Source organism: Polynucleobacter sp. UB-Tiil-W10 (genome assembly GCF_018881605.1).
Lineage (GTDB): Bacteria > Pseudomonadota > Gammaproteobacteria > Burkholderiales > Burkholderiaceae > Polynucleobacter.
Map to the genome: position 1 here is coordinate 1,180,519 of NZ_JACVPZ010000001.1, position 24,000 is coordinate 1,204,518.

Annotated in this window: 25 protein-coding genes; 21 read left to right on the forward strand and 4 right to left on the reverse strand. The window is 45.0% G+C overall.

Annotated features, from left to right (window positions below; all coding sequences use genetic code 11):
- The first annotated feature begins 1 nt into the window (after position 1).
- The 15 genes from ICN33_RS06065 (at position 2) to ICN33_RS06135 (ending at position 13,940) form a co-directional block, all read left to right on the forward strand.
- Entirely contained in the window at positions 2 to 655 is a 654-nt protein-coding gene (locus ICN33_RS06065) for a class I SAM-dependent methyltransferase (protein WP_255530681.1), read from the forward strand.
- Between the two features lie 8 nt (positions 656 to 663).
- Positions 664 to 1,713, forward strand: coding sequence for a zinc-binding dehydrogenase (locus ICN33_RS06070; RefSeq protein WP_216195386.1), 1,050 nt, complete (start codon positions 664 to 666; stop codon positions 1,711 to 1,713).
- Between the two features lie 11 nt (positions 1,714 to 1,724).
- Positions 1,725 to 2,486, forward strand: a complete 762-nt coding sequence (locus ICN33_RS06075; RefSeq protein WP_216195388.1) for a phytanoyl-CoA dioxygenase family protein — start codon at positions 1,725 to 1,727, stop codon at positions 2,484 to 2,486.
- 17 nt (positions 2,487 to 2,503) lie between these two features.
- On the forward strand, positions 2,504 to 3,244 hold the full coding sequence (locus tag ICN33_RS06080; protein WP_216195390.1) for an SDR family NAD(P)-dependent oxidoreductase: 741 nt from the start codon (positions 2,504 to 2,506) through the stop codon (positions 3,242 to 3,244).
- Between the two features lie 6 nt (positions 3,245 to 3,250).
- Positions 3,251 to 4,516, forward strand: a complete 1,266-nt coding sequence (locus ICN33_RS06085; protein WP_216195392.1) for a class I SAM-dependent methyltransferase — start codon at positions 3,251 to 3,253, stop codon at positions 4,514 to 4,516.
- A complete protein-coding gene (locus tag ICN33_RS06090; protein WP_216195394.1) occupies positions 4,517 to 5,695 on the forward strand; it encodes a methyltransferase domain-containing protein in 1,179 nt (392 codons plus the stop codon).
- A 27-nt stretch (positions 5,696 to 5,722) separates the two neighbouring features.
- Positions 5,723 to 6,406 (forward strand): bifunctional 2-polyprenyl-6-hydroxyphenol methylase/3-demethylubiquinol 3-O-methyltransferase UbiG, encoded by a 684-nt coding sequence (locus ICN33_RS06095; protein WP_216195396.1) that lies wholly within the window; start codon positions 5,723 to 5,725, stop codon positions 6,404 to 6,406.
- The gene (locus tag ICN33_RS06100; protein WP_216195397.1) at positions 6,403 to 7,605 is read left to right on the forward strand and encodes a methyltransferase domain-containing protein; all 1,203 of its coding nucleotides are present in this window, start codon (positions 6,403 to 6,405) and stop codon (positions 7,603 to 7,605) included. Before ICN33_RS06095 ends, ICN33_RS06100 begins: the two co-directional genes overlap by 4 nt.
- 12 nt (positions 7,606 to 7,617) lie before the next feature.
- Positions 7,618 to 8,205 (forward strand): WbuC family cupin fold metalloprotein, encoded by a 588-nt coding sequence (locus ICN33_RS06105; protein ID WP_216195399.1) that lies wholly within the window; start codon positions 7,618 to 7,620, stop codon positions 8,203 to 8,205.
- 267 nt (positions 8,206 to 8,472) lie between these two features.
- Positions 8,473 to 10,080 (forward strand): TIGR04372 family glycosyltransferase, encoded by a 1,608-nt coding sequence (locus ICN33_RS06110; RefSeq protein ID WP_216195400.1) that lies wholly within the window; start codon positions 8,473 to 8,475, stop codon positions 10,078 to 10,080.
- 219 nt (positions 10,081 to 10,299) lie between these two features.
- A complete protein-coding gene (locus tag ICN33_RS06115; protein WP_216195401.1) occupies positions 10,300 to 10,632 on the forward strand; it encodes a hypothetical protein in 333 nt (110 codons plus the stop codon).
- 141 nt (positions 10,633 to 10,773) lie between these two features.
- Positions 10,774 to 11,916, forward strand: coding sequence for a hypothetical protein (locus ICN33_RS06120; RefSeq protein WP_216195403.1), 1,143 nt, complete (start codon positions 10,774 to 10,776; stop codon positions 11,914 to 11,916).
- Positions 11,913 to 12,908, forward strand: coding sequence for a lysylphosphatidylglycerol synthase transmembrane domain-containing protein (locus tag ICN33_RS06125; RefSeq protein WP_216195405.1), 996 nt, complete (start codon positions 11,913 to 11,915; stop codon positions 12,906 to 12,908). Before ICN33_RS06120 ends, ICN33_RS06125 begins: the two co-directional genes overlap by 4 nt.
- A gap of 314 nt (positions 12,909 to 13,222) precedes the next feature.
- The gene (locus ICN33_RS06130; RefSeq protein ID WP_216195408.1) at positions 13,223 to 13,438 is read left to right on the forward strand and encodes a hypothetical protein; all 216 of its coding nucleotides are present in this window, start codon (positions 13,223 to 13,225) and stop codon (positions 13,436 to 13,438) included.
- Positions 13,431 to 13,940 (forward strand): hypothetical protein, encoded by a 510-nt coding sequence (locus ICN33_RS06135; RefSeq protein ID WP_216195410.1) that lies wholly within the window; start codon positions 13,431 to 13,433, stop codon positions 13,938 to 13,940. Before ICN33_RS06130 ends, ICN33_RS06135 begins: the two co-directional genes overlap by 8 nt.
- A 189-nt stretch (positions 13,941 to 14,129) precedes the next feature.
- Here ICN33_RS06135 and ICN33_RS06140 read toward each other — a convergent pair whose 3' ends face one another.
- Together ICN33_RS06140 and ICN33_RS06145 are read right to left on the reverse strand one after the other, a co-directional pair.
- Entirely contained in the window at positions 14,130 to 14,903 is a 774-nt protein-coding gene (locus ICN33_RS06140) for a glycosyltransferase family 2 protein (RefSeq protein ID WP_216195411.1), read from the reverse strand.
- A 35-nt stretch (positions 14,904 to 14,938) separates the two neighbouring features.
- Entirely contained in the window at positions 14,939 to 16,183 is a 1,245-nt protein-coding gene (locus tag ICN33_RS06145) for a TIGR04372 family glycosyltransferase (protein WP_216195413.1), read from the reverse strand.
- 584 nt (positions 16,184 to 16,767) lie between these two features.
- On the opposite strand from ICN33_RS06145, the gene ICN33_RS06150 reads away from it, so the two are divergent.
- The 5 genes from ICN33_RS06150 (at position 16,768) to ICN33_RS06170 (ending at position 21,762) form a co-directional block, all read left to right on the forward strand.
- Entirely contained in the window at positions 16,768 to 18,270 is a 1,503-nt protein-coding gene (locus ICN33_RS06150) for a PfkB family carbohydrate kinase (RefSeq protein ID WP_370623230.1), read from the forward strand.
- Positions 18,267 to 18,965 (forward strand): nucleotidyltransferase family protein, encoded by a 699-nt coding sequence (locus tag ICN33_RS06155; RefSeq protein ID WP_216195415.1) that lies wholly within the window; start codon positions 18,267 to 18,269, stop codon positions 18,963 to 18,965. The genes ICN33_RS06150 and ICN33_RS06155 overlap by 4 nt, the downstream gene beginning before the upstream one ends.
- Complete coding sequence (locus ICN33_RS06160) at positions 18,949 to 19,752, forward strand: ABC transporter permease (protein WP_216195417.1); 804 nt, start codon at positions 18,949 to 18,951, stop codon at positions 19,750 to 19,752. The genes ICN33_RS06155 and ICN33_RS06160 overlap by 17 nt, the downstream gene beginning before the upstream one ends.
- Before the next feature lie 3 nt (positions 19,753 to 19,755).
- Positions 19,756 to 20,469, forward strand: a complete 714-nt coding sequence (locus ICN33_RS06165; protein WP_216195419.1) for an ABC transporter ATP-binding protein — start codon at positions 19,756 to 19,758, stop codon at positions 20,467 to 20,469.
- A 192-nt stretch (positions 20,470 to 20,661) separates the two neighbouring features.
- On the forward strand, positions 20,662 to 21,762 hold the full coding sequence (locus tag ICN33_RS06170) for a glycosyltransferase (RefSeq protein WP_216195426.1): 1,101 nt from the start codon (positions 20,662 to 20,664) through the stop codon (positions 21,760 to 21,762).
- 22 nt (positions 21,763 to 21,784) lie between these two features.
- Here ICN33_RS06170 and ICN33_RS06175 read toward each other — a convergent pair whose 3' ends face one another.
- A complete protein-coding gene (locus tag ICN33_RS06175) occupies positions 21,785 to 22,804 on the reverse strand; it encodes a calcium:proton antiporter (protein ID WP_216195428.1) in 1,020 nt (339 codons plus the stop codon).
- 70 nt (positions 22,805 to 22,874) lie between these two features.
- Here ICN33_RS06175 and ICN33_RS06180 point away from each other — a divergent pair, with 70 nt between their 5' ends.
- Positions 22,875 to 23,237 (forward strand): sirohydrochlorin chelatase, encoded by a 363-nt coding sequence (locus ICN33_RS06180; RefSeq protein WP_216195430.1) that lies wholly within the window; start codon positions 22,875 to 22,877, stop codon positions 23,235 to 23,237.
- Here the strand turns inward: ICN33_RS06180 and cobA are convergent.
- Positions 23,160 to 23,987: a uroporphyrinogen-III C-methyltransferase gene (gene cobA / locus ICN33_RS06185; protein ID WP_216195432.1), complete on the reverse strand. Its 828-nt coding sequence runs from the start codon at positions 23,985 to 23,987 to the stop codon at positions 23,160 to 23,162. The genes ICN33_RS06180 and cobA overlap by 78 nt on opposite strands.
- Positions 23,988 to 24,000: the final 13 nt, after the last annotated feature.

A 24,000-nucleotide genomic window follows, 5' to 3' on the forward strand; every position in this document is an offset into this window, starting at 1 on the left:
TATGTCTCCTCTTCATAAGAGTACTGTTCGTGATTATTTAGCTCGCGTTAATGACTCGGAGTATCCAAAAGCCAAGGCAGCAGATCTTGCTAAAAAATGGGCATTTGATTATTGGGATGGAGATCGACGAATTAACTACGGCGGGTATCGATATATGGAAGGTCGCTGGGAGAAGGTTGCGCGCTTGATGGCAGAGCATTACGGAATAAAGCCTGGCGATAAAATATTAGATATTGGGTGCGGCAAAGGTTTTTTACTGTTTGACTTTTTAAAAGTGGTTCCCGGAATAGAGATATATGGAATCGATATCTCGAGTTACGCTATTGACAATAGTAAGGAAGAAATTCGAGATCAACTACAAGTTGGTAGTGCAACAGCGCTACCATGGAAAGATCAGACATTTGACTTTGTTTATTCCATCAATACATTTCATAATCTTCATAATTACGATCTTGATTTGGCCCTAAAAGAGATGGAACGAGTAGGCAAGAATAATAAGTATGTTTGTGTTGAGTCTTATCGCAATGAAATTGAAAAAATGAATTTGCTTTATTGGCAAGTAACTTGCGAGGCTTTTTGTACGCCTGAAGAATGGCAGTGGTGGTTCAAGCAAACGGGCTATAGCGGTGATTATTCTTTTATCTATTTTGAGTAGGTCTTAATATGACAATGCCACGTACTATGAGGGCGGCCATATTGGTCGAGCAAAAGAAACCTTTAATTGTTGATGAAATTCAATTACCCGATGCCTTGGAAATAGGTCAAGTATTAGTTAAGGTTCACTTTAGCGGAATTTGTGGCTCGCAACTTGGTGAGATTGATGGCGCTAAAGGTGAGGATAAATTCTTGCCGCACTTGTTAGGGCATGAAGCTTCTGGAACGGTAATTGAGATAGGCGCCGGCGTAAAGCATGTAAAGCCTGGCGACGTGGTGGTATTGCATTGGCGTAAAGGGTTGGGTATAGAAGGCGCCCCTCCAAATTATTTATGGAATGGCAAAAAATTAAATGCTGGATGGATAGCTACATTTAATGAATATGCCATTGTTTCGGAAAACCGACTTACCTCAATACCGGCAAACAGTGATTTAGAGGTTGCTGCTTTGTTTGGCTGTGCGGTAACTACCGGATTTGGAGTGATTGAAAATAATGCAAAGGTGAGAATTGGTGAGTCAGTTGTAGTTTTTGGTGCTGGTGGGGTAGGTCTTAATATAGTGCAGGCCGCTTCTTTGGTAGGCGCCTATCCGATCATCGCAGTCGATCTTTATGATAATCGCCTAGCCTTAGCTAAGGAAATGGGAGCCACTCATTTAATCAATTCGAGCAAAGTAGATGCGAAATTAGGCATTGAAGAAGTGGTAGGGAATTTAGGACTCGATGTTTTCATTGATAACACTGGACAGCCCAAAATTATTGAGCTTGGATATCAGATTACTAAGCAGCAAGGAAGGATAGTTTTAGTGGGTGTCCCAAGAAAAGGTAATGAAATTCAGGTGTATTCACTACCTTTGCATTTCGGGAAAAAAATTACAGGATCACATGGCGGGGAATCTGTTCCGCAAGATGATATACCGAGATATCACAATATGTATTTGGCAAACAGAATATCTTTAGAAGAGCTTATTACTGAGAAATATTGTCTTGAAGATGTGAATATTGCAATAGAAAATATGCGTAATGGCCAAGCATCTGGCCGCTGTTTAGTTCAATTGTAAAAGAGGCTTAGATGAGTTTAAGAGATCAAATCTTTGGTGAAATGGGATATTCATCTGATTACAGACTAAATCAGGAGGAGTTAAAAGCATTACGCTTATTTGTCAGCGATCATTGGCTACAGGGAATTGCAAAAAGTAATCCAGAGCTATTGAATGAAGCAAAAGAGATTGGAATTGAAAACTATCATTTAATTGCTGATAAATTAAATCACAAGCAAGTTTGGCCTAAATCGAATCGTGTATTGACTCAATCAGTTGTTGAGAAAATAAAAACTTTTCCCTTTATTGCCAAATTAAAGGATGAATTGGGGGAATTTACTATTTCAGACGTTTACGATACTTATCAACACTGCGGAGAGCAGGAAATATATTGGAGGCTTGTTCGACCAAATGTTGCTAGTGATGTTGGTCCACTGCATGTGGATAAATGGTTCCACGAATCTTTCAATATGGGTGAAGGAATGTTTCCGGCCGGAGTTGTAACTGTGAAAATTTGGATCCCACTATTTTGTGAGCCTGGAAAAAATGGCCTTTCACTCGTTCCTGGGTCTCACTTACATAAATGGAGCTTTCACGTAGAGAATATTGAGGGCTTACCAAAACCAATCCCTGAAGACGATTTATCTAAATTGAATGCCCAACTGATGCATACAGAATCCGGAAATATGCTGATATTCCATGAGAATACGCTTCATGGTGGCGTGGTAAATAGAGGTAATAAAACAAGGGTCAGCGCAGAAATAACTTTGGTTTTAAGTAATAATAATTTTTAAGGTATTAATAGGAAAAAATGGCACATACATTAATAGTTGGTGGAACTAAAGGCTTGGGTCGAGTTGTATTACGTCTTTTGGCAAAGCGTGGAGATTTAGTTTCTGTCATCGGTAGGAGCGAGCTCTCGCCTGAGGATAAGAATTCGGGAAGTATTGATGGGTACCAGGCAGACCTTTCTGATCTAAAGTCCATTGAGAAGGCTGTGAATCAGATGGTAGCTAAAAATGGGGGGATCAATTACTGCATCTTTCTTCAAAGATATAGAGGCAAAGATAATGAATGGATTGGGGAGTTGGAGACAACTCTCACGGCAACTAAATCTGTCGTTGAAACTATCTTGCCCGTATTTTCTAAAGAGGGTGACAAAGCATTGTTGATGGTGAGCTCCGTTTTTAGTAAGTACGTCGGTGAAGGCCAATCTGCAAGCTACCATGTTGCCAAAGCTGGCCTTGATCAACTAATGCGTTTTTATGCTTTAAATTTAGGTCCCCAAGGTATTCGTTCTAATGGCGTAACTCCATTCACTTTTTTGAAGGAAGAGTCTAAAAAATTCTATTTTGATAATCCACAAATCATGAAGGTTTATGAAGACATTATTCCCTTATCAAGGATGGCAACGGCTGAAGATTCAGCGAATGCGATTGAGTTTTTATGTAGCCCTAAAGCGGGTTTTGTTACCGGCCAGAATATTACTATTGACGGGGGTTTATCGTTGGTTTGGCCAGAATCGTTGGCGCGAAGATTGATGGGGGTTTGAAATAGTATGAGTCAAATATCAACCAAGAGAGAGAATTGCCGTCTCTGTGGCAGCAAAAATTTAAGATTAGTGTTGCCAATAAAAGCCTCCCCTATAGCTGATGCTTTCGTTGGAGCAGATAAGTTACTGATTACACAGCCACTCGCTCCTCTAGATTTATACATGTGTAGTGACTGTGGGCATGCACAAAATCTAGATGTGGTTAATCCCGAATTGCTTTTTAGAGAATATATTTTTACAACCTCAAGCTCCAAGGGGCTAATAGATCACTTTAAAAAATATGCGACAGATGTAGTTGATCATTTTAAGATCAATCGCGGTTCCTTGATTATTGAATTGGGTAGTAATGACGGGACCTTGCTAAAGTTTTTTAAAGATCTTGGTATGAAAGTATTGGGGGTGGATCCCGCAAGAGAGATTGCCAATAAAGCCACGGTTTCAGGAATAAAAACCATACCTGACTACTTCGACAGTGAGCTATCCAAAAAAATCTTATCAGAATACGGTCCAGCAAAGCTCATAGTAGCTAATAATGTCTATGCTCACGCTGACCAATTAGGTGATATTACTAAAGGTATTGCTCAATTACTGGATGATGACGGAGTTTTTATTTTTGAGGTTTCTTATCTCCTAGATATAGTCGATAAATTTGTATTTGACACTATTTACCACGAACATTTGTCTTATCACTCAATAAAACCATTCGTTCAATTTTTTAAATCTCATGGTTTGCAATTATTTGACGTTGAGTCCATTGGGACTAAGGGCGGATCAATCCGTGGTTTTGTTCAAAAGGTAAATGGCGGTCGTCCTGAAAAGCCCATCATTCAAAAAATGCTTAGTATTGAAAACGAGCGAGGACTCCATGAGATCGGTATATTTTCAGAATATGCCCATCAAATTGAGGAAAGAAAAAATTCCTTACTTAACGTTATAAAAAAATTAAGGGCAGAAGGTAAAAAAGTTGTTGGCTATGGCGCCTCAACCACTGTCACAACGTTAATGTATCACTTTGAATTAACCGATCAACTGGATTATTTGATCGATGACAATGAGCGTAAGCATGGTTTATTCAGCCCAGGTTGCCATCTCCCAGTCGTTCCCTCTAGTGTATTGCGAGAAGATCCTCCGGATGTTGTGGTTATCTTGGCATGGCAGTATGCAAAACCAATTATGGAAAAGAATAAGGACTTCTTGGAGCGTGGCGGATTATTCATTGTTCCACTGCCAAATCTTCAAGTAATTTCAAAACAGAACATTGGGGATATTTAAATGCATTCAAACGAGGCATTAAAGCGGCAAACACACCTTGAGTTTTACCAACAACATGGAATAAGTCCAGTTAGTTACGACATTAAAAACTTAAGTGACCATTTTGAGCGCAGAGCGTCTTTGTATGATCAGCTTGCGCTACCAACCCTTGCATTTTCAAAATCTAGGGTATTGGAAGTTGCAGCAGGAACCGGACATAACAGTCTTTATATAGCTGCTCAACATCCTGCAAGCTTAGTATTGTTAGAGCCAAATTCTGTAGGTATTAATGAAATTAAATCCACGTATAGTCAATTTGGGGCTGACTTTATAGAGCCAATATTGATAACAAAAAAGCTAGAGGACTATTTTCCTGAGTCCCCCTATGAAATTGTAATTTGTGAAAATTGGCTTGGAACGTCTAAGCATGAGCAATTGTTGCTCAATAAATTAAAATCATTTGTCGGCCCCAGGGGAATACTTGTTATAACGACTGTCTCGCCTGTAGGCTTTTTACCTAATCTAATTAGACGTTTTTTATCTTCTTTAGTTGCCCCACTAAATTTATCATTTGAAGAGAGATCGACAATATTAAAAAATGCGTTTCAGTCGCATTTAGATACATTAAAGGCGATGACAAGAAATGTAGAAGATTGGGTGCACGATAATATGATTAATCCTGCTTATTTTGATCTTTGCCTAAGTACACCTACAGCATTGGATTTGTTCGGGGTCGAATTTGAAATCTTAGGATCATCACCATCCATCTCAGAAGATTGGCGGTGGTTCAAAAGTCTCTATGGCGAAGATAAAAGCAGCAATATTCATTACCTAAAAGAATATTGGAAAAAAAATCATAATTTCTTGGACTCTAGGCTAGAACCGTCCTCTGGAGACGCTGAAGTAAATATTGGATTGGAAAACAAAGCCATTGAATTTTTAGAGGCTGTGAGGGCGCATGAAGATGGTCTTATTCAGGGTAAAAATGTTGAAAAGTTACGATCTAAGGTTGCATCAGTTCTACAGGAGTTTATTGGACTTCTTCCTGAGTCTGTTCTCCTAGCAAAGGTTGCTCTAGAGGATGCTTTAAATCTCATCCAAAATAACAATAAAATTAATGTCGCAGATATAGCCGACTCTGAAAATTTTGCCCACTTATTTGGACGTGAAACTTCTTATATTTCTGTGCAAAAAATATAAATATTGAATAATGAAAAGGTTAGCAAAATGACTGCTAGAACAGTAGAAGCTCAATATGATGGGCATGTCGAATTAAAGTTAAATCAAGGTTTAACTAAATTAGGCATTGAAAAAAATGCAAATTGGCACACAGATCCAAGAAGGCTTGTTTTTGCATTATCAAGATACAAATTTGTATCAAAAATGTTAAGTGGAAAAAATAGAGTATTGGAAGTAGGATGTGGTGATGCATTTCCTATGAGAATTCTTCTTCAAGAAGTAAAAAGTGTGCATGGAATTGATATAGACCCAATCTTTATTGAGGATGCCCTTGCTCGAATGGATCCGAAATGGCCATTTACATGTGCTGTTCACGATATAACTAGTGGCCACTTGCAGGAAAAGTTCGATGCTGCGTTTTCACTCGATGTTCTGGAGCATATCCCCAAAGAGCAAGATGATGTGTATTTCACCAATATTGCAGCTAGCCTGACTAATAGCGGTGTGCTGATTGTGGGCATGCCGTCGCTCGAATCGCAAGCCTATGCTTCCCCGCTCAGCAAAATCGGACATGTCAATTGCAAAACCGGCGCTGAACTTAAAACGCTGGCTGAAAGGCATTTCCAAAATGTGTTTATTTTTTCGATGAACGACGAAGTTGTACACACTGGCTATCAACCCATGTCGCAGTACCTTTTTGCGCTGTGCGTTGGTAAGCTTTCTACATCATGAGCTCTGCCGCTCTGGTGCCATGCACGGTGTGTGGTGCAGGTTTGCCGGCACCACAAATCTCCTTTGGCAAGCAGCCGCCGTCCAACCGCTTCATGTCAGACAGCGCAAGCGCTGCCCAATTAGAAAGTCATGCCTTAAGCCTTTCTACTTGTACTCATTGCTGTACCATCCAGTTGTTTGACCGCATGCCTATAGAGGCATATCGCCCCCGCTACGACTGGTTAGTCTATAACGAGCCTGAAGGTCACCTTGACGATGTTGCCAGTCATCTAGCAGCGCTTCCAGGAATCAGCACTTCTTCGCGCTTCATGGGCATCACCTACAAAGATCAAAGCACCCTGACAAGAATGGCGAATATGGGCTTTGCAGACACGCTTTGCCTCCAGGACTCAGATCTCGAATGCACGGTAGCCCCCTTTGGACTTGAGACTGTGCAAGCTGTGCTCAGCAGTCCGGTCAACGTCAACAGGCTCGTGGCCCGTTTCGGTCAGGCTGATGTTTTGCTGGTCAGGCACATCACCGAGCACTCATTGAGCTCCAGCCGATTACTCACGTCGCTGAGTGCACTGGTGTCATCCGGAGGGTATATGATGCTGGAGCTGCCTGATAGCCAGCGCGTGTTCGATGTAGGTAACTACCCTTTTATCTGGGAGGAGCATATTAGTTACTTCACCGAAGTTACTGCTAGACGCCTAGCACAGGAAGTCAATGCAGAAGTGGTCTGGCTGGGTCGTTATGCCTATCCGTATGAAGATTCATTGAATGTCGTGCTGCGCTTTCCCGCAGCCTCCGCGGGAAAGCGCAGCACGACCAGCCAAGTCGGTGTGCAAAAACAGGCTACACATTTCTTTGGCCATTTTAGAACCGCGCGCGACCAATGGCGCACCAGATTGCAGGACATACGCGCCAAAGGCAACCAGGTTGCAGTATTCGGTGCCGGTCACTTGGCAGCGAAGTTCATCAATTTCTTTGAACTCAAAGACCTCATCACCTGCGTCATCGATGACCATCCCCAAAAGGTGGGCATGTATATGCCAGGTTCTGGGCTGCCCATTGTTCCGTCAACTCAGCTGCAAGAACTGGGCATCCGCTACTGCGTATCCACCCTGAGTCCTGAGAGCGAGATCAAGGTTCGTGGTAAGTTAGCTCACTTTTTTGACAATGGTGGATGCTTCATGCCTGCCTTCAGTACCATTTAGCCAAGTCTGTATATGACAACCTCTTACTCACCATCTTCTTCGATCTTGCCGTCGTCCGCCTCATTGCCTTTGAGAAAAGTCAACGACGAGGTCTTCATGGCGACTGATGAAGTTATACGGTTTGATTCGCGTTACGTCGATCTCATCAAGCAAAGCGCTGCCAAAAATGCACGCGGTAGAGCCCGCATTTGTGCGCATCGCGGGCCGTCTGACATCCTTCACGAGATGCTAATCGCCATTCGCTCGGACAGCTACATCCGTCCGCATCGCCACCATCAGAAGGTCGAGTCTTTTCATTTGGTTGATGGTTTGGTAGATGTTGTTGTTTTGAACGAGGACGGCAGTATTGCCGACGTGGTTGAATTGAGTCACCAGGGAAATTTTTATTACCGCCTTGATTTACCCAGGTACCACACCTTGTTGATTCACTCACCCGTGCTTGTTATTCACGAAATTACCAATGGCCCCTTTGAAGCTACGCAAAGCGATTGGGGTAGTTTCTCGCCGGCGGAGGGCTCTGTTGAGGTCACCGCCTACATTTCCCAGTTGCGCAAAGAAGTTCTTCTGAGAAAAGCCACCATGAGTATTAAAGAGAGCTAGGGTTAGATGATCTCGCGATTTATAAGGTTTTTCATTCACTCCTGTGTTCTATCAGCTGGTCGTTTTGCCGTCCTCATGCTTCGACTGCTGGCAAAGAGCCAATTGTCAGACAATGCGGTGATTCGTATCCTGGGCTATATACCATTCAAGCTGATCGATATTATTTTTGGCGTCATGGTGCTGCACCTGATCGGCTATGTGGCCCGACAGGAAAGACGGCCTGTCAACTTTCTGATGCGCGTGAAAAGAAAACTGTGGTTCGTAGCTATGCGCTCACAGCAATTTGTTTCAAGTACTTTGAATGCGATTTATGATCGATTTTTTGGTGCAGCCCCAGCCGAGAAATCTAGACTGAATACTCATATTCGAAATCGGCGTTTGCGTTCTTACCTATATCTGTTATATGCAAAAACTGACCCTTTATTGACATCACAATTACAACCAGAAATTTTTCGGCAAGAATTAATCAATGAGAAGCTGGATGCGAAAGCCTTGTACCTACTTGGTCATCATTTGTTTAATATTGGTAAGCTTGACTTGGCATGTGAAGTCTTTGTTGCTCTTGCGGAACACACATTTGATGAGCTGGCTAAAGAGCGTCAACTGGAGGCACTTCGTTTCGCTGGTATCACTAGTTTTTTGCTTGGAAAAATTACCCAGGCCAGCCACTATTGGGTTCGTGCAGGCAAGCTACGCCGTACTATTTTGGGTGAAGAGTTTGGCCCGATGTATCGGATAGTGGGGTCTGCGTGGTATGCGGCAATAGGCCATGTAGCCATGCTGGACTTCTACGTCAAATACAATAAACTTTATCGGGGCGACGAGGTTCGTGTTGTAGCTGCGCAAACCATAAGTCTTATACCCGGCGAGTATCTGTGCAAGGCCCTAGGTGAGACTGGCATCGAGTTTTTATCGCCAGAGGAATTGTCTGCGGACTACGACTTGTGGGCTATGTATAACGACAAGCCTACTTGGGAAACACTAACTCCTGCTTACCGCTCTGCCATGATCGATGATTTCTGGGAATTTGAGTTCCCAGATGGTGAAATCTTGGGTTATACCCATGCCGCCAATCGCATTCAGAAAGATTGGGAACGGCAGCAGCGCCCGCCGCTGCTTTCGGTGACTGCGGGTGAACAAAAGTTCCTGCGCAGGACGTTGTCCCTTTTGGGTCTGCCTGATGGAGCATGGTATGTGTGCCTCCATGTACGGGAATCAGGCTTCCATAAGGGCTGGAATACGCTTTACCCGACTATGCGCGATGCCAACATCGACGACTACCTGCCAGCTATCGATCTAATTGTGAAGCAGGGTGGTTGGGTAATCCGCATGGGTGATCCATCCATGAAGCCACTGCCACCCATGGCAGGGGTTATTGATTACGCACACAGCACGCTTAAGACGCCTAAGGCAGATATCCTCATCGCAATTGACTGCCGCTTCTTTTTGGGCACCAACTCGGGCTTTGCCACCATACCCGCCATCTACGGGGTTCGGTGTGTATTTTCAAATTGGGTGCCTATTGGTTTGCCCCTGTGGCCTAGTCAAGACTTAATGATGCCGAAACTGTTTTGGAACGAGCATCAGGCGCGTTACCTCAGTTTTGACGAAGTTTTTTCATCAGGCTTGGCCTTCATTCAAAACTGGGCAGATCTGCCCAAAGGCATCATCCTGCGGGACAACACTCCACAAGAGATTCTTGAGCTAACCGCTGAGGCTTTGGGCATAACATCCCCACCAGCTGATCTAAGCCTGTGTGCTAATGCACACCATGCTTACCAGCAAACAGCCACTCAATATAACGGCTACTGCGGCAGCCGCCTGGCTGATTCGTTTGTGCAGCGGCACCATGCTTTGCTGCTTCATTCAAAATAAAGAACAGGGTTGCAGTGTTCTAGGTTACTCTGTGACTTGAGATTTGACATTTGACGAATGACATTTTTATGCAAAAAATAATCAATTTTTTTAGTAGCCAAATGCCGGTAACTGCTGTAGTACTGTCTGATTCAAAACCAGTGATTACAACAGTGCATACCAAGCACCGCGACCAGCTTAAGTGTCTCAATTACTTTTGATTTTTAAGTGTTTAAAAAAATGGCAAATAAGGACTTTCCGAATTTAGTGAATCTAGGCTTAATTTCTTCTATCTCCTACAGCAAAAGATGTCAGATTCTTACGTTTATTTCTTTAGCTTTGATTACTGTCATTTTTCAGCGCGGTATACAACTCGACCTGATTAGCTCTGTAACTGATAGGATTCGATTCCACGCTATACCTGTAGCTATTTCATTTTTGTATCATGGCCAACCACATGATTACACGGCCTTGCGTGAGGTTGCTATCCCTTTTCAGGGGGCTGGCCCGCTACATGATCTCATAGCAGATGCAGTTAATAAAAAGGTAACCGGACGCGACGCCTATTACTGAGTAGCTGATGACAAGGGTTTTGGCGACTTTGTCATTATTGCATTCAAATTCTTCGGGCCGAAAGTATCAAGCATGTATTTACTGTGGTTCGTTTGTCTAATATTTTCAACAATACTCTTCTTGAGAAGCTTCAACCGCTGTATGTGGGCACTAGGTTTGCTGGGTATGGTTCTAGCGGGTGTGTACACTGCAATTTCGACCCTTCCGCTGGTAGATGAAGCCAATTTCTTAAGCGTCCTAGGGAAAGTCCCTTTATCTTCGGTCAGCGTTTACGAAACAAGATTCCTGGACGTCCTGGCCATGATTCCGGTCATTCACATATCCCTTTTTGCATTGCGTAGAAGCTGGTCTACTGGTGCCTTGCAGATCAGCTTACTATTGGGGCAAGTGGGTTTGTTCTTTTTTCTCTACCACGCGAGATCTTCTTTGGGGTGGCAACTAGTCGGCATGATTGGATTTTTGGGTCTGATTGTTTTTTACCGCTTTTGGCGGGGTAGAAAGAAAAAAGTCAAGAACATTGCAGTCTTCTTTCGCCCAATATTTGTTTTAGTGACTCTAATTACTTGCTTGATTACTTTGTCAATCTACAAAAATGCAAGCTACAACTCTCGATACTTTCAGGATATGGGAACCCGGACGTTTTGGCACAATGCCTTAATGGGTATCAATGAGCCTGTACTCGCGAAGAAATATAACCTGGGTTATGGCGACCTAGAGTCCGCACGTTCTGTTATTCAGTTTGCGCAACGGGGTACTTGTGAAAATTCAGTGGCTAAGCTGGATCCACAAGGCTTATTAAACTCATTGGGTGGACATGGCGAGCAAGACTGGTTTGCTTATGAAAATTGCGCAAAAAAATTCTATTTTTCCTTATGGAAGAATGATTTATTGCGCATGATCTATAACTACCTGATAGTTAAGCCTCAAGCGGCTTTTAATCTTGTGTTGAAAGTCGCAAAGAGCGCAGGAGCTTCCGCATCGGACGTAATAGGGGACCGATTCTCTATTGGCTGGCATCCATTGGTTGGGATGCCCTTCGCATTTGCCATTGTAATTCTATTGGTTGCCAACAGAGCGTTGTACCAAAGACGCGCCCAGTTATTGGTTCTCTTGGGCGTATTGCTTGCAACCAGCCTCATACCGTCGATATTCTTTTATTCCGCCATTCTCACAATGGGCGGATTTTTTGTAACGCTGACTATCATTTACTACATGCTCCTACTGATTGTCGTTCGTGGCTTCGTTCGCTGGCTCTATGCTGCTCCCAGTAAGATGACAAAGTGAAATTCGGCAAAGTTTTTTCACTCGGCTGGAAAATTACCCTGGGTGTGACTCTGTTCGTCTACATTGGTAACCTTGTTGACTGGGCCGACGTTTACATCAAATTCAAAAACATGTCTCCGGTTTATGTGGGGCTTGGCTTTGTGATTGTGATGCTGCAGGCTAATGTGTTGGGCTGGCGCTGGGAGCGTATTGGCAAGCTTGATCATATTAATATTCAAGTGCTGCCCCACAGCAAAGCGATTTTGATCAGCTTCTTTTTCTCGCAAGGTTTGCCTGCCTCACTGGGGGCAGATGCTTTTCGTGTCTGGTGGTATTCAAAATATCAGGTGGGTACAGCACAGGGACTGAAGATCATTGCTTTTGATCGGGTTATTGGCCTTGTCTCTCTGGCGATGGTGTGTGTGGCAAGCATTGCAGTATTTACGGCGCGGGGTAATAGTTCAACTGCTGTTAACTCTTTGGTGTTGGTGGTGGTGGTTGCGCTGTTTGGTTTTGGCACCTTGGTGCTACCGTTTCGGTTTGGCTTAACACCGTTTTTGGCTCAGCAAGGAAGTAAGTTGCCCAAGTCTGCGGCTAGCTTGCTGGCGTGGCTGATCGAGATACGAGAATTCTTTCGTGTGGGCACCAAAGCTGATCTGGCCCTAATTCTTTTTCTGGGGATGTCCGTACATTTGTTGACGGTGTTGCTGGGCTTCGTTCTAGCGTGGGGGCTGGGTGTACAGGTAAGTTTTTTCAGCTGCCTTGCCGTCATAGCCCCTGCGCTGCTAGTGAGTTATGTACCCATCAGCATTGCGGGCTGGGGTGTGCGTGAGGCATTGTTTGTGCTGGCCTTTAGCCTGATTGGTGTTGACGCTGAAACTGCGTTGTTGATTTCTCTAGGTATAGGCATTCTTGTATTACTGGTGTCGCTGGTGGGGGGTGTTTTGTGGGCAGGGTCCGGCATGCGACATATTTATATAAGCGAGACGCGCAAAAAGGACACGGTGGCGTAACCATGATTTTTTTACCTGGGGCCATCATAGGCCTTGCGCTTCTCTGCGGGGTAAGCATCGTGCCGGTGCTGATGTCGCTTTCTCATGGGCCTACGCGTATAGAGGCAGCCAAAACTCGCTTCCTGACTGCAGTGGCCATCTGTTTTTTGGTCTGGGTAGCTGGCGCCTGGCTCCTTTGGTGGCTGGCCTATCCGTGCTCCTGGCTCGACGTTCTAGCCAGCATGGCTATTATTTTCACAGCGACGGTAGCCTTGGGCATGTTGTGGTCCCTAGTCTGCTGGGGTTTCACAACCTCGCTGCTTTCGGCGCTGTGTATGCTTGATGGACCAGCAAGCCGCGAGGTTTGGTTTCGTGCTTACGGTGGCGGTAGCAGCATTGCTGATTTTTTAGACGATCGGCTGTCCATCCTGCTGGCTTTGGGGCTTACCAAGGTGGATGGTTCATCAGTGGCACTGTCTGGCAAAGCTGGGAAGTGCATGGCTCTGCTGGTGCTGAATCTGAGAAAGTTCTACGGGATTCCCAATGAATGAAGAACTATTATCGATGATAACCGGGCTGTTTGTGGGTCTAGGCGCGGTTGTGCTAATTGCGGGGGTGATACGCCTTCGCCGTGATCTGGCTCCCGTAGCCATATTTGCCGTCTGCATTGCCTTGTCGGAGCTGGTGACTCTGGCCATTGGTGCCACATGGCTTGACCGGTTTTATGTCTGGCCAGCGACTGCCATGGTTTGCTTTATCGGCATCGTCAACTTTTTTCTATTTGGCGCAGTTTACAAGTCGGTGTCGCTGCAGATACTGGGGCTGCTAAATACTCAGCCAGGTGGCCGCGCTGACAAAAAGTTGCTGGTTGATGTGATTGCCCAGCCATGTGTGGAGCAACGCATGGAATTGCTGGTGGAGATGGGGCAGGTGAACAAGTCAGCTGAGCAGACTTACGCACCCACCCTCCAAGGCTTGAAGGCTGTTAGCCATCTACACAAGCTTCAGCGTCTGTTGGGTATTTATAAAAGCGGTCTGTACGGCAAGACCTGAGGTAACTGAATTCGGGGAGCCCCCGCCCTCTAGGGGGTAGTTCGGTTGGGGAGTTGTACTGATAAATTTAACCTCCCCAGTGCGCTTGTCCAGTCATTTTTTCGTTTTTTAGCGCTTGCACAGATTTTTCTTGCTGTGCAAGTTAAATCTTAGTAATTGGGCTTCCTGGGTGCGTGCCAGGCCCAGACTCTAGCGGAAGCGTGCGCCCAAGGCGACTTTTCGCGGTGGTTGGATGCCTAGCCTAGCAAAAGATGCTATGGTCAGTAGCGACAGTCGCCATGCCAGAGTGGCGACGGTACCTAGTCGCAAAACCCTTGAAAATTCGTCAGGCTTGGGTGTAAGGGTAACGGGTAATTCTGCGTACGTGGTGACCTTTTGCAACAGGCTGACCAGGGTGACTAAGTGGTAAGAGTAGTCGGGTGGAATATTGATGCTTCGCGCTAGTTTGACTGGCCATACATATAGACTATGCCCGTCACGCAGCCAGCAACGTGTGGTTATGCGAAGTTGCATGGTGCAAATCCTAGACAGCTGGCGGCGCACGGGTGAGCGTGCGCGGGGGTTGGCGCTGTATGAAATGATCATGTCGGCTTTTCCAACGGCGGAAAATAGGTCTAGCAATCCCGATTTTTCAAAAGCCTGGTCACCGGGCACCAGCGAGATGTTGCCGTAGCGTGCAGCCTCAAGCCCGGCCCTGTAAGCGGCACCCACTCCACGATTGGTCTCGAAATGAATTACCGAGACGCACTTGTGTTTAGTTGCGAGTATATCTGCCACTGCTCGGGTGTTGTCTGTTGACCCGTCGTTAATGATGATGACTTCAAAATCATCCAGGGTCTCCAAAGCGGCGGAGATTACTTCATTTGTCGTGAGCGCAAGCCGGTCTTGCTCGCAATATGCCGGTATCACAATGGTTAGCTGGCGCTGGGCTATGGTTGTGGAAAGGGGCGGCTGATTGTTCATATGGTAATAATCAATTCTAGATTGAACGAAGTGAGTTAATGTTTTTTGAGAAGCATCTGGTGGCGCTCTAGAAAAGTTTGACTCAGGCGGGAAGATGTGCCAAAAGAATAATGGTGAGAGCCCAGCATGGATAGAAACACCGCTGACAGACCTGCAACTGAGTCGCTGTCGGGCTGTGTCTTGTCAATATCGGCCATCATCTCAATCGCTAGTTCCCGGATTTCCTCGGGGCTGTTTTCTTCTAGTCGGATGCCAGATTGGGTAAATTCGCTACTGTACTGGGACTGAGACAATTTTGATGAGAAGATTTCTGAGAAAGTCAGGTAACGCTGTTCAGCCAAAGACCAGTAAAGCTTGGGAATGGATATATCCATGGGGCTGACACCAACCGCGGCTAGTGGCACCATATTTGTCAGTGCACATGGCGTGCCAAATACGGTGCCGACTAAGGCAATGCCAGAGGTGTTTCCGAGGATGAACCTAGCCTCAGCGCATAGAACGATGTCAAGGCGCGCCGATTTGAGTCGATGGTGGGCATAATCAACTACCTGCGGCATGGGTGCAAGGCGGTTCATGCTGGTGTCACCGATACGGATCACCCAGCCCCCGCGATTGACAATTTCTTGGATGGCTGGTGTGAAGTTTTCGATCAGGCTATTGCGGTGCCCATGTAATGATTCGTCAACCGGCGAAAAACCTGGCCCCCGAGCATGCACGCATGCGAACCAGGCACCTTCGGGCAGACCGAGCTCCGCAAGCTGTTGGCGACTCCACTGCTGGTCTTCTTTGCTGATCTTTAGCAGGGGCGCCCGCATGCCCCAATCAGCATAAGTTGAATATGCTGATTGCGCTTTCCCGATAGCTCGAATGGCGTGGTCGAGGTCGTAATGCATCAGGCCCCACTGGCTCATGCTCCGTATTAAAAAAACTAGGGTAGGGTTCTGCACGATGTAAAAAAAGGGTTGCCAGTACAGTAGTAAATGCGCGTTGGCGACTCGCTTCGCCGGCGCCAGCATGATCCATTTTCGTTTTTTCAGCTGCCCTAGAGCCTGCATTTTCAACAGGCAGTCGGGCTCCAGCGCTAGGTGACCGATGCGATCGGTGAAGACGGTCACGTAGCGGTACCCAGCTAAGTGCAACAGTGCCGTGCTGGGCAACAGCATTAAGCCAATACCCAAACCGAGCAGCTTGGCTGCCGCTTTTCTGGCCAGTGTTATCCATGGCATTTGACGTAAGCGTGAGTACTCGAAAGTCAGTTGTTGGCGATTGAATGATTTCATTACGAAAGACTGGTTGTTGGTGGGGTAGCGTGTGATTAATTTCGAGGTTTTGAATATAAATGCCGAGCAGGTTCATTGTTTCACGGTTCGCCAAGCTCTAAAATAGCCTCCTCGCCGCATGAAGAGTAGAAAGGAAGCTTAGCTCATTCGAAGTAAAAAGAGGTATAAACCGACGAGTTTCATGCTATGAAGAGGTTGCCCAACCTCATAATGGTTCTGGCGCTTAAGGATAGGATGGCACTTAGAGTCCAGTTTGCATCACATGTTGTGGTGATGGATCGCTTGGCGGCAAATCTGACATCCAAACAGAACTTGACTAGGTGAAGGCTGTTCAATAGATTCGGTTGACGCGGAGGATCGAGATAGAGCCAGCTCAGGCCGAACTAATGGAAGCCTAAAATTTCAATATTCGTTATGAGCAGAGTAAATCCCGTTTGCCTTGGGTGCGTCCCATACATTCTTTGAGGTCTGCGTAAAATAGGCCTGAAGACGCAAAAAATTTATAATTACCAAATATACTGATTTCGTCAGGCAGATTGGCGGTTATTATTAAACTTATAAATATTTTATGGCAAGGACAATGTGTGGCTTTCAACGCTAAAGAGCCGATAACAACTGCTGTGGCAGTAGCTGATGACATAAGGCACATAGCGGGTACCAATGCTTCAATTGTTTTTGTATCCGGTAATTTTAATATATTACACCCGGGACATCTTCGACTGCTGAACTTTGCTGCAGATTGCGGTGACTTTCTAGTAGTTGGTCTCACTGACGATAGTAACCCTGGCGCCTTTATAAGCCAAGATTTACGTTTGGAGAGTTTGAAGTTAGTTAACGTTGTTAATTACGCATTCATCCTGCGGGATCCGGTGGAGGAGTTTTTAAATCTCCTTCAGCCGCACATTGTAGTGAAGGGTAAAGAGCATGAGGCGTGCTACAACCTTGAGCAACCTGTCGTAGAGAGCTATGGAGGCAAGATTCTTTTTAGCTCAGGTGAAGTGCGTTTCTCCTCGCTAGATTTGCTTCAAGAGGAGTTTCGAGCGACATCTTTTTCCTTATTCAAAAAGCCTATAGAGTTCTCCAGGCGCCACCAGTTCGAGAACAAGTCATTGGTGCCCGTCATCAATACATTTTCTGCGTTGCGTGTGGTCGTCATTGGCGATTTAATTGTGGACGAGTACATTACTTGCGATGCGCTTGGCATGTCCCAAGAAGACCCTACCATCGTGGTGACGCCAATTAAAGAGGACTTATTCGTTGGTGGTGCCGGCATTGTTGCGGCACATGCGGCGGGCTTGGGGGCGCATGTTTCGTATTTTGGTATTGTAGGCAATGACAAGACAGCAGCATTTGTTGGTCAGACCTTGGCGGACCATGGTGTCAATGCGAGCTTGGTCTTTGATGAAAGTCGCCCCACCACACTGAAGCAACGTTTTCGGGCGAACGGCAAAACATTATTGCGGGTCAGCCACCTAAAGCAGCACGATATCAGTCAGGCGCTAGCAGCGGAGTTGCTGGAGCAACTTGCACCCCAGCTGGAAATAGCTGACTTAGTAATTTTTTCAGACTTCAATTACGGCTGCCTACCCAAATCCTTGGTTGATAAAATAATTTCACACTGCACCAAGTTGGGCGTGCCGATGGTAGCCGACAGCCAGTCGTCGTCACAGATTGGCGATGTGTCGCGGTTCAAGGATATGTTATTGATTACACCAACCGAGCATGAAGCCCGATTGGCACTGCAGGATTCAACCTCTGGTCTGGTTGTACTGGCAGATACCCTGTGCCGTAAAGCCAGGGCGAAGCACGTTTTTATTACGCTTGGCGCTGAAGGGATGTTGGTGCATTCACCCCATAGCGCTAAGAATGTTCTGGAGACAGACGAGTTGCCTGCGCTCAATATGTTGCCAAAAGATGTCTCAGGCGCTGGGGACTGCATGTTGACCTCTGCCTCTATGGCGCTAGTTGCCGGTGCCAATGTTTGGGAGAGCGCCTTCATTGGCTCCGTGGCGGCAGCCTGTCAAGTGAGTCGTTTAGGTAATCTGCCACTGACTGCTAAGGAGCTTAAGGAAGCGTTGGCGCGATGAGGGCGCTGTTACTGGCTGCTGGGTTTGGAACCCGACTAAGGCCAATTACCAATACAGTCCCAAAGTGCATGGTGCCGATCCATGGCAAGCCACTGTTGGGTTACTGGTTAGATTTGCTCTTGAACGACGGTATTGATTGCGTATTGATTAACACTCATTACATGCCTATGTCTGTTTGCAGTTTTGTGGCCTCCTCACCGTGGGCGCCGTCAATTAGCTTGGTTCACGAGGACCATTTGCTGGGTACTGGAGGAACGGTTCTGAAAAACCGAGCCTTTGCTGCCGGTCAAGCTCTGATGGTGGCACATGCTGACAACCTAACGCGTTTTAAGCCTTCAGAATTTATCGCCGCGCATATCAATCGTAGTGCGGGTACGGTGATGACGATGATGACGTTTGACACTGATGCACCGCAGACCTGTGGAATTGTGGAGCTGGACGCGCGGGGTGTGGTTCAGGCGCTTCATGAAAAGGTGGCTAACCCACCGGGCACGAGGGCAAACGCAGCTGTTTACATCTTAGAGCCATTCATAATTGATTTCATCTCCTCTTTGGATAAGGAGTTCTGTGACATTAGCACAGAAATTCTTCCGCACTTTCTTGGAAAAATCCAAACTTTTCACAATACTGATTATCATCGTGACATTGGAACCCCTGAAAGTTTGGCTCTTGCTAACAATGAATTCATCAAATAACTCCAGAGTAATGCTCAGTGATGTATTTGAGGGTATGCGCAGTTGGCATTTATGTTTGTTTATGGCTTGGGAGGAAACAAAGCAAAAGTATAGGAGGTCGCTGCTCGGACCATTTTGGATTACGATCAACTCCGCAGTTTTTATGCTGGCTATGGGTCCTTTATATGGGACGCTGATGAAGCAACCGATTGCAAATTATTTTCAATATTTTGCGGTGGGATATGTTGTTTGGAATTTTATTGCTAGTTATTTAAATGATTCATGCGGAATATTTATTAGTGCGGAAGGATATATTAAGCAAATTAAGTTGCCATATACTTTTTATTTATTTAAAGCATTGGCTAAAAACTCGATTATCTTTGCGCATAATTTTATTATCATCTTAATAGTCCTTGTTTTTTTTCCTCCTGATAATCTAGCATATGTACTCTTTGCTCCTCTTGGGGGGGTATTATTGGTTGGGAATTTATTTTGGATGAGTGTTTTACTCTCAATCATATCCATCAGGTTTAGGGATATTCCACAAATTCTTTCAAATATATTACAGCTCCTTTTCTTTTTAACGCCAATCATGTGGTATTCAACTATGGTTGCAGAAAGTAGATCCTCTATATTGGTTAATTTTAATCCTGCATACTACATGCTAGAGGTTGTACGAGGGCCATTGTTGGGCGAGCCGCCAAATATGCTTGCATTTAAAGTTGCTGGCCTAATGTTGTTTATTGGATTTTTTATTTCTGGCGCTATATTTTCTAAGTATCGATCAAAAATTAGCTACTGGGTGTGACAGATGCCTTCATTAGTAGGTAAAAATATTACAGTTGATTTCCCTATTTATGGAGGTGGATCACGGTCTCTAAAAAAATCCATAGTTAATGCAGCATCTGGCGGTTTTTTCGCTCGCGATGCATCTGAGCGTCTGGTTGTCAGGGCATTAGATGGAATTTCATTTAATTTTTCATCTGGCGATCGCGTCGGTCTATTTGGACATAACGGTGCTGGCAAGTCAACCTTGCTAAGAGTTATGGCTGGAATTTATGAACCAACTTCCGGAAGTTTTATTTCTAAAGGAAGAGTTGCGTCGATGCTAAGCATTACTTTAGGTATAGATCCTGAGGCAACTGGCTTTGAGAATATCTTCACCCGGGGATACTTAATGGGGATTAAACCTAAGGCAATGAATACTTTGGTCGATGAAATTGTTCATTTTTCTGGGCTTGGGGATTTTTTACATCTACCATACCGCACTTACTCAAGTGGCATGGCCATGCGCTTAGCTTTCTCAATAGCAACATGTGTAAATGCCGATATTATTTTGATGGATGAGTGGTTAAGCGTTGGTGATGCTGAATTTGTTGATAGGGCAAAGGTAAAATTAGAGAAGATGATTAATGAGGCGGGAATAGTGGTGCTGGCCTCTCATAATCTTGATCTAATTAAATCCCAGTGCAATAAAATATACCAAGTTAATCATGGAAAAATAGACATTTACTCAGAATTTTGACGGCTAATTAATGAGTTGAATGAGTAAAAAATTCTTTTTTTGGTAGTCTGAAAAAAATTGATAATAGGATCTAATTTTGATAAAGGAGAAGAAGGGTAGTACTGCTAATACCTCTTGGTAGCTCTCTAATCCTAATTTCAAACCTTAGTCTTATTCCCTTAAGATAGACTAATTCTTATATTATTAGGGCCTATGAGCGTTTTAGCCACTTCCTTTTTAATCTCCCTGCTGGCAACCATGCTGGTCATACGCTACAACCATCTTCACGCTCGGTTTACGGCTGACTCAGATACTTCTGGCATACAAAAATTTCATTTTGAACCCGTACCTAGAATTGGTGGAGTAGGTATATTTCTTGGTTTATTGGGCGCTTTTGTTGTGCGTTATTTTCAAAATAGCGAGGTGGGAAGTTTTGGGTTTTGGTTGTTAATTTGCTGTTTGCCAGCATTCGTTTTTGGGTTTGCGGAGGATTTAACGAAAAAAGTGGGTGTAAAGGCCCGTCTAGTTGCCACCATTCTTTCGGCCATCCTCGCTGGGCACTTTCTCGGGGGTTGGCTAACTTCAGTGCAGATTTTTGGTATCGATAACTTGATGCTTGCCTATCCTCTAGTTGCCATTTTAGTTACCTGTTTTGCGGTTGCAGGTGTTGCTAATGCATTTAATATCATTGACGGCTATAACGGCTTATCAAGCATGGTGGCCATAATCATTTTGGGAGGGGTAGCCTATGTTGCCTTTCAGGTGAATGATGCTCCAATCATGATTGCTGCAATTGCCTTGATTGGTTCATTATTGGGATTTTTTGTTTGGAACTACCCGCGTGGCCTGATTTTTCTTGGGGATGGCGGTGCTTATTTGATCGGCTTTTGGATAGCCGAACTCTCAGTTTTACTAACATCTAGACATCCTGAGGTATCTAAATGGTTTCCTTTACTACTCTGTTTGTACCCCATTTTTGAAACGATTTTTACTATCTATCGCAGGGTGGTTCTAAAGAGAGTGCATCCTGGAATGCCTGACGCATCACATTTGCATCAACTAATATATCGACGCGTGGTCCGCTTATCAAGCGGTGTAGAGAGCGGTAAGGGTCGGGCTTATCGCAATTCAATGACATCACCATACCTGTGGTTAATTTGTCTGCTGGCAGTGATTCCTGCAGTCTTATTTTGGCGCTCACACCTGATCTTAAAGGCATTTTGCTTGGTATTTGCAATTACCTATATTTGGATTTATTGGGCAATTGTTCGTTACAAAATACCTGAATATCTCATCTATCGAAAAGATGATTAAATTCCTTAATGGATATTGTTATCTAAGGCACCAAACTCAAAAACAAATACTCGCAGAAAATAATGAGGTGCACCACACCTTGTAATAGGGTAGTTCTGCCAATCGCTAGCGTCAATGCTCCAATAAAGAATGAAAGATACATCAAGGTTATATTTAAGCTACTGATTCCTAGGCTGAGCGGCAAATCAAAGAAGATAGCTATTGCTGCAATAGCTGGAATGGACAGTCCAATACTCGCTAAGGCAGAGCCCAAGGCTAGGTTCAGACTGCTTTGTAATCGATTGGCTCTAGCCGCCCTAACTGCCGCAAAGCCCTCCGGTAAAAGTACTAGCAGAGCAATGGCAATACCCACAATAGTTTTGGGTGCGCCTGCCGCCTTTACCCCTGCCTCAATAGCCGGACTGAGTAATTCTGCAAGACCAACCACAACGATAAGCGAGAGTATGAGCAGCGCGACGCTCGCCGCAGTTTTCAGGTTGCTAGGTTTGAGTGCATGAAAATTAATATCTGTTTTTTTATCCTCAGTTTTGGGTAAGTAATAGTCACGATGGCTCACGGTCTGAAAAAATAAGAAAGCTGCATAAAGTACAAAAGAGGCAATACCAGCAAAAGCGAGTTGCCCTTTTGTAAAGTCAGGCCCGGGCGTACTCACGGTGACAATGGGCATCACTAAAATAAAAGTTGCCAAAGCGGTCAGTACAGCCAAAGCGGAATTAGTACCCTCGTTACGAAAGCTCATCTCATGATGGGTGAGCCCTCCAATAAAAATACAAAGACCAATGACGCCATTGATGACGATCATGACTGTGGCAAATACAGCATCTCTCGCAATAAATTCCGAACCTTCATGCCCTGTAAGCATCATCGAGATGATAAGTGAAACCTCAATTATGGTTACACAGATCGCTAGCACTAAGGACCCAAATGGTTCCCCAGTTTTATGAGCAACGACTTCAGCATGGTGAACGGCCGAAAGTACGCCTCCGATTAAGGTAATGCTCATCAGCAGGATGAACCAGGTTTGACTAAGAAGATTGGTCATATGAGCGCTATTGATTATTTAGGGTTAAGCTTACGTCACTTTAGAAGATTATCTTGAAAGTTTGACATATATGAAAGCCATTATCCTATTTGGCCATGGGGCCCGCGATATTCGTTGGCGTGAGCCATTTGATCGCTTGGCTAGCTTATGGCGTGAGCAGCATGCAGGGGTAGCAGTAGAGCTTGCTTTCTTGGAAATGATGCAACCTAGCCTGGAAGAGGCAGTGACTTCTTTGAGTGGTTTAGGTGCCACGCACATTACAGTGGTACCAGTCTTTTTTGGCCAAGGCGGCCATTTAAGAAATGATTTTCCAGTACTGCTTTCTGCTTGCCAGGAAAAGTTTCCTCAGATCACTTTAAGCACGACGCCTGCTGTTGGAGAAGACTTGGCCGTCTTGCAAGCCATTATTGATTTTGGCGCTAGAGCTCTCTGATTTTCTCAAAGCTTCGCCAATCATGATAAGCGCTGGTGAGCTGCTATCAAACCACTGATCTGCTTTGCCTTGTGCCATCTCTTCTAGGGTGCTTACCCACTGACGCTCACGTTCTGTGCTGACCGCTTCTAATATTTGAACCGGGGTAGTGTTGGTATGAGGACCTTGCGCAATCAGTTGCTGTGCAATCTTGGTGGCATCCTTACGACCCATGTAATACACCAGGGTATCAGCATTGGGATTCTCAATTGGCTGCACTTTTTCTTGAGGATGTTCTGTACCAATATTTTTGTCTGCTTGGGCTAGAGTAACAAAAGCGACGCTACGAGAGATACCACGCAGAGTTAAGGACTGCTGCAGGCTAGCAGCCCCAGCTAATGCGGCGGTAATACCAGGTACCACCTCAACTGCAATGCCAGCCATCTTCAGCGCTTGGATTTCTTCATCAGCGCGCCCAAAGAGCATGGGGTCCCCACCTTTAAGGCGCACAATAAGTTGATGTTTTTGAGCGGCATCCACTAAACGCTTATTAATAAACTGCTGAGCTGAAGATAGCTTGCCACAACGTTTACCGACAGGCACTTTAATAGCTTGTGGGCATAGCGCTAACATCTCTGGTTCGACGAGAGCATCATAAAAAACAATATCAGCTTTTTCTAAAAGCTTAGCGCCACGCACAGTAATGAGATCAGCTGCGCCTGGGCCGGCGCCAACTAAATACACTTTACTTGGTGAGGGATTGTTTGTCATGACAGTGTATTAG

Excerpts from the sequence above, each read along its gene's own strand:
- ICN33_RS06110 (WP_216195400.1), top strand. The coding sequence starts at position 8,473 with ATGCGCTCACAGCAATTTGTTTCAAGTACTTTGAATGCGATTTATGAT.
- ICN33_RS06070 (WP_216195386.1), top strand. The coding sequence starts at position 664 with ATGACAATGCCACGTACTATGAGGGCGGCCATATTGGTCGAGCAAAAG.
- ICN33_RS06080 (WP_216195390.1), top strand. The coding sequence starts at position 2,504 with ATGGCACATACATTAATAGTTGGTGGAACTAAAGGCTTGGGTCGAGTT.
- ICN33_RS06085 (WP_216195392.1), top strand. The coding sequence starts at position 3,251 with ATGAGTCAAATATCAACCAAGAGAGAGAATTGCCGTCTCTGTGGCAGC.
- ICN33_RS06115 (WP_216195401.1), top strand. The coding sequence starts at position 10,300 with ATGGCAAATAAGGACTTTCCGAATTTAGTGAATCTAGGCTTAATTTCT.
- ICN33_RS06135 (WP_216195410.1), top strand. The coding sequence starts at position 13,431 with ATGAATGAAGAACTATTATCGATGATAACCGGGCTGTTTGTGGGTCTA.
- ICN33_RS06075 (WP_216195388.1), top strand. The coding sequence starts at position 1,725 with ATGAGTTTAAGAGATCAAATCTTTGGTGAAATGGGATATTCATCTGAT.
- ICN33_RS06090 (WP_216195394.1), top strand. The coding sequence starts at position 4,517 with ATGCATTCAAACGAGGCATTAAAGCGGCAAACACACCTTGAGTTTTAC.
- ICN33_RS06160 (WP_216195417.1), top strand. The coding sequence starts at position 18,949 with ATGAATTCATCAAATAACTCCAGAGTAATGCTCAGTGATGTATTTGAG.
- ICN33_RS06105 (WP_216195399.1), top strand. The coding sequence starts at position 7,618 with ATGACAACCTCTTACTCACCATCTTCTTCGATCTTGCCGTCGTCCGCC.
- ICN33_RS06155 (WP_216195415.1), top strand. The coding sequence starts at position 18,267 with ATGAGGGCGCTGTTACTGGCTGCTGGGTTTGGAACCCGACTAAGGCCA.
- ICN33_RS06100 (WP_216195397.1), top strand. The coding sequence starts at position 6,403 with ATGAGCTCTGCCGCTCTGGTGCCATGCACGGTGTGTGGTGCAGGTTTG.
- ICN33_RS06170 (WP_216195426.1), top strand. The coding sequence starts at position 20,662 with ATGAGCGTTTTAGCCACTTCCTTTTTAATCTCCCTGCTGGCAACCATG.
- ICN33_RS06065 (WP_255530681.1), top strand. The coding sequence starts at position 2 with ATGTCTCCTCTTCATAAGAGTACTGTTCGTGATTATTTAGCTCGCGTT.
- ICN33_RS06175 (WP_216195428.1), bottom strand. The coding sequence starts at position 22,804 with ATGACCAATCTTCTTAGTCAAACCTGGTTCATCCTGCTGATGAGCATT.
- ICN33_RS06145 (WP_216195413.1), bottom strand. The coding sequence starts at position 16,183 with ATGAAATCATTCAATCGCCAACAACTGACTTTCGAGTACTCACGCTTA.
- ICN33_RS06095 (WP_216195396.1), top strand. The coding sequence starts at position 5,723 with ATGACTGCTAGAACAGTAGAAGCTCAATATGATGGGCATGTCGAATTA.
- cobA (WP_216195432.1), bottom strand. The coding sequence starts at position 23,987 with ATGACAAACAATCCCTCACCAAGTAAAGTGTATTTAGTTGGCGCCGGC.
- ICN33_RS06140 (WP_216195411.1), bottom strand. The coding sequence starts at position 14,903 with ATGAACAATCAGCCGCCCCTTTCCACAACCATAGCCCAGCGCCAGCTA.
- ICN33_RS06165 (WP_216195419.1), top strand. The coding sequence starts at position 19,756 with ATGCCTTCATTAGTAGGTAAAAATATTACAGTTGATTTCCCTATTTAT.
- ICN33_RS06180 (WP_216195430.1), top strand. The coding sequence starts at position 22,875 with ATGAAAGCCATTATCCTATTTGGCCATGGGGCCCGCGATATTCGTTGG.
- ICN33_RS06130 (WP_216195408.1), top strand. The coding sequence starts at position 13,223 with ATGCTTGATGGACCAGCAAGCCGCGAGGTTTGGTTTCGTGCTTACGGT.
- ICN33_RS06120 (WP_216195403.1), top strand. The coding sequence starts at position 10,774 with ATGTGGGCACTAGGTTTGCTGGGTATGGTTCTAGCGGGTGTGTACACT.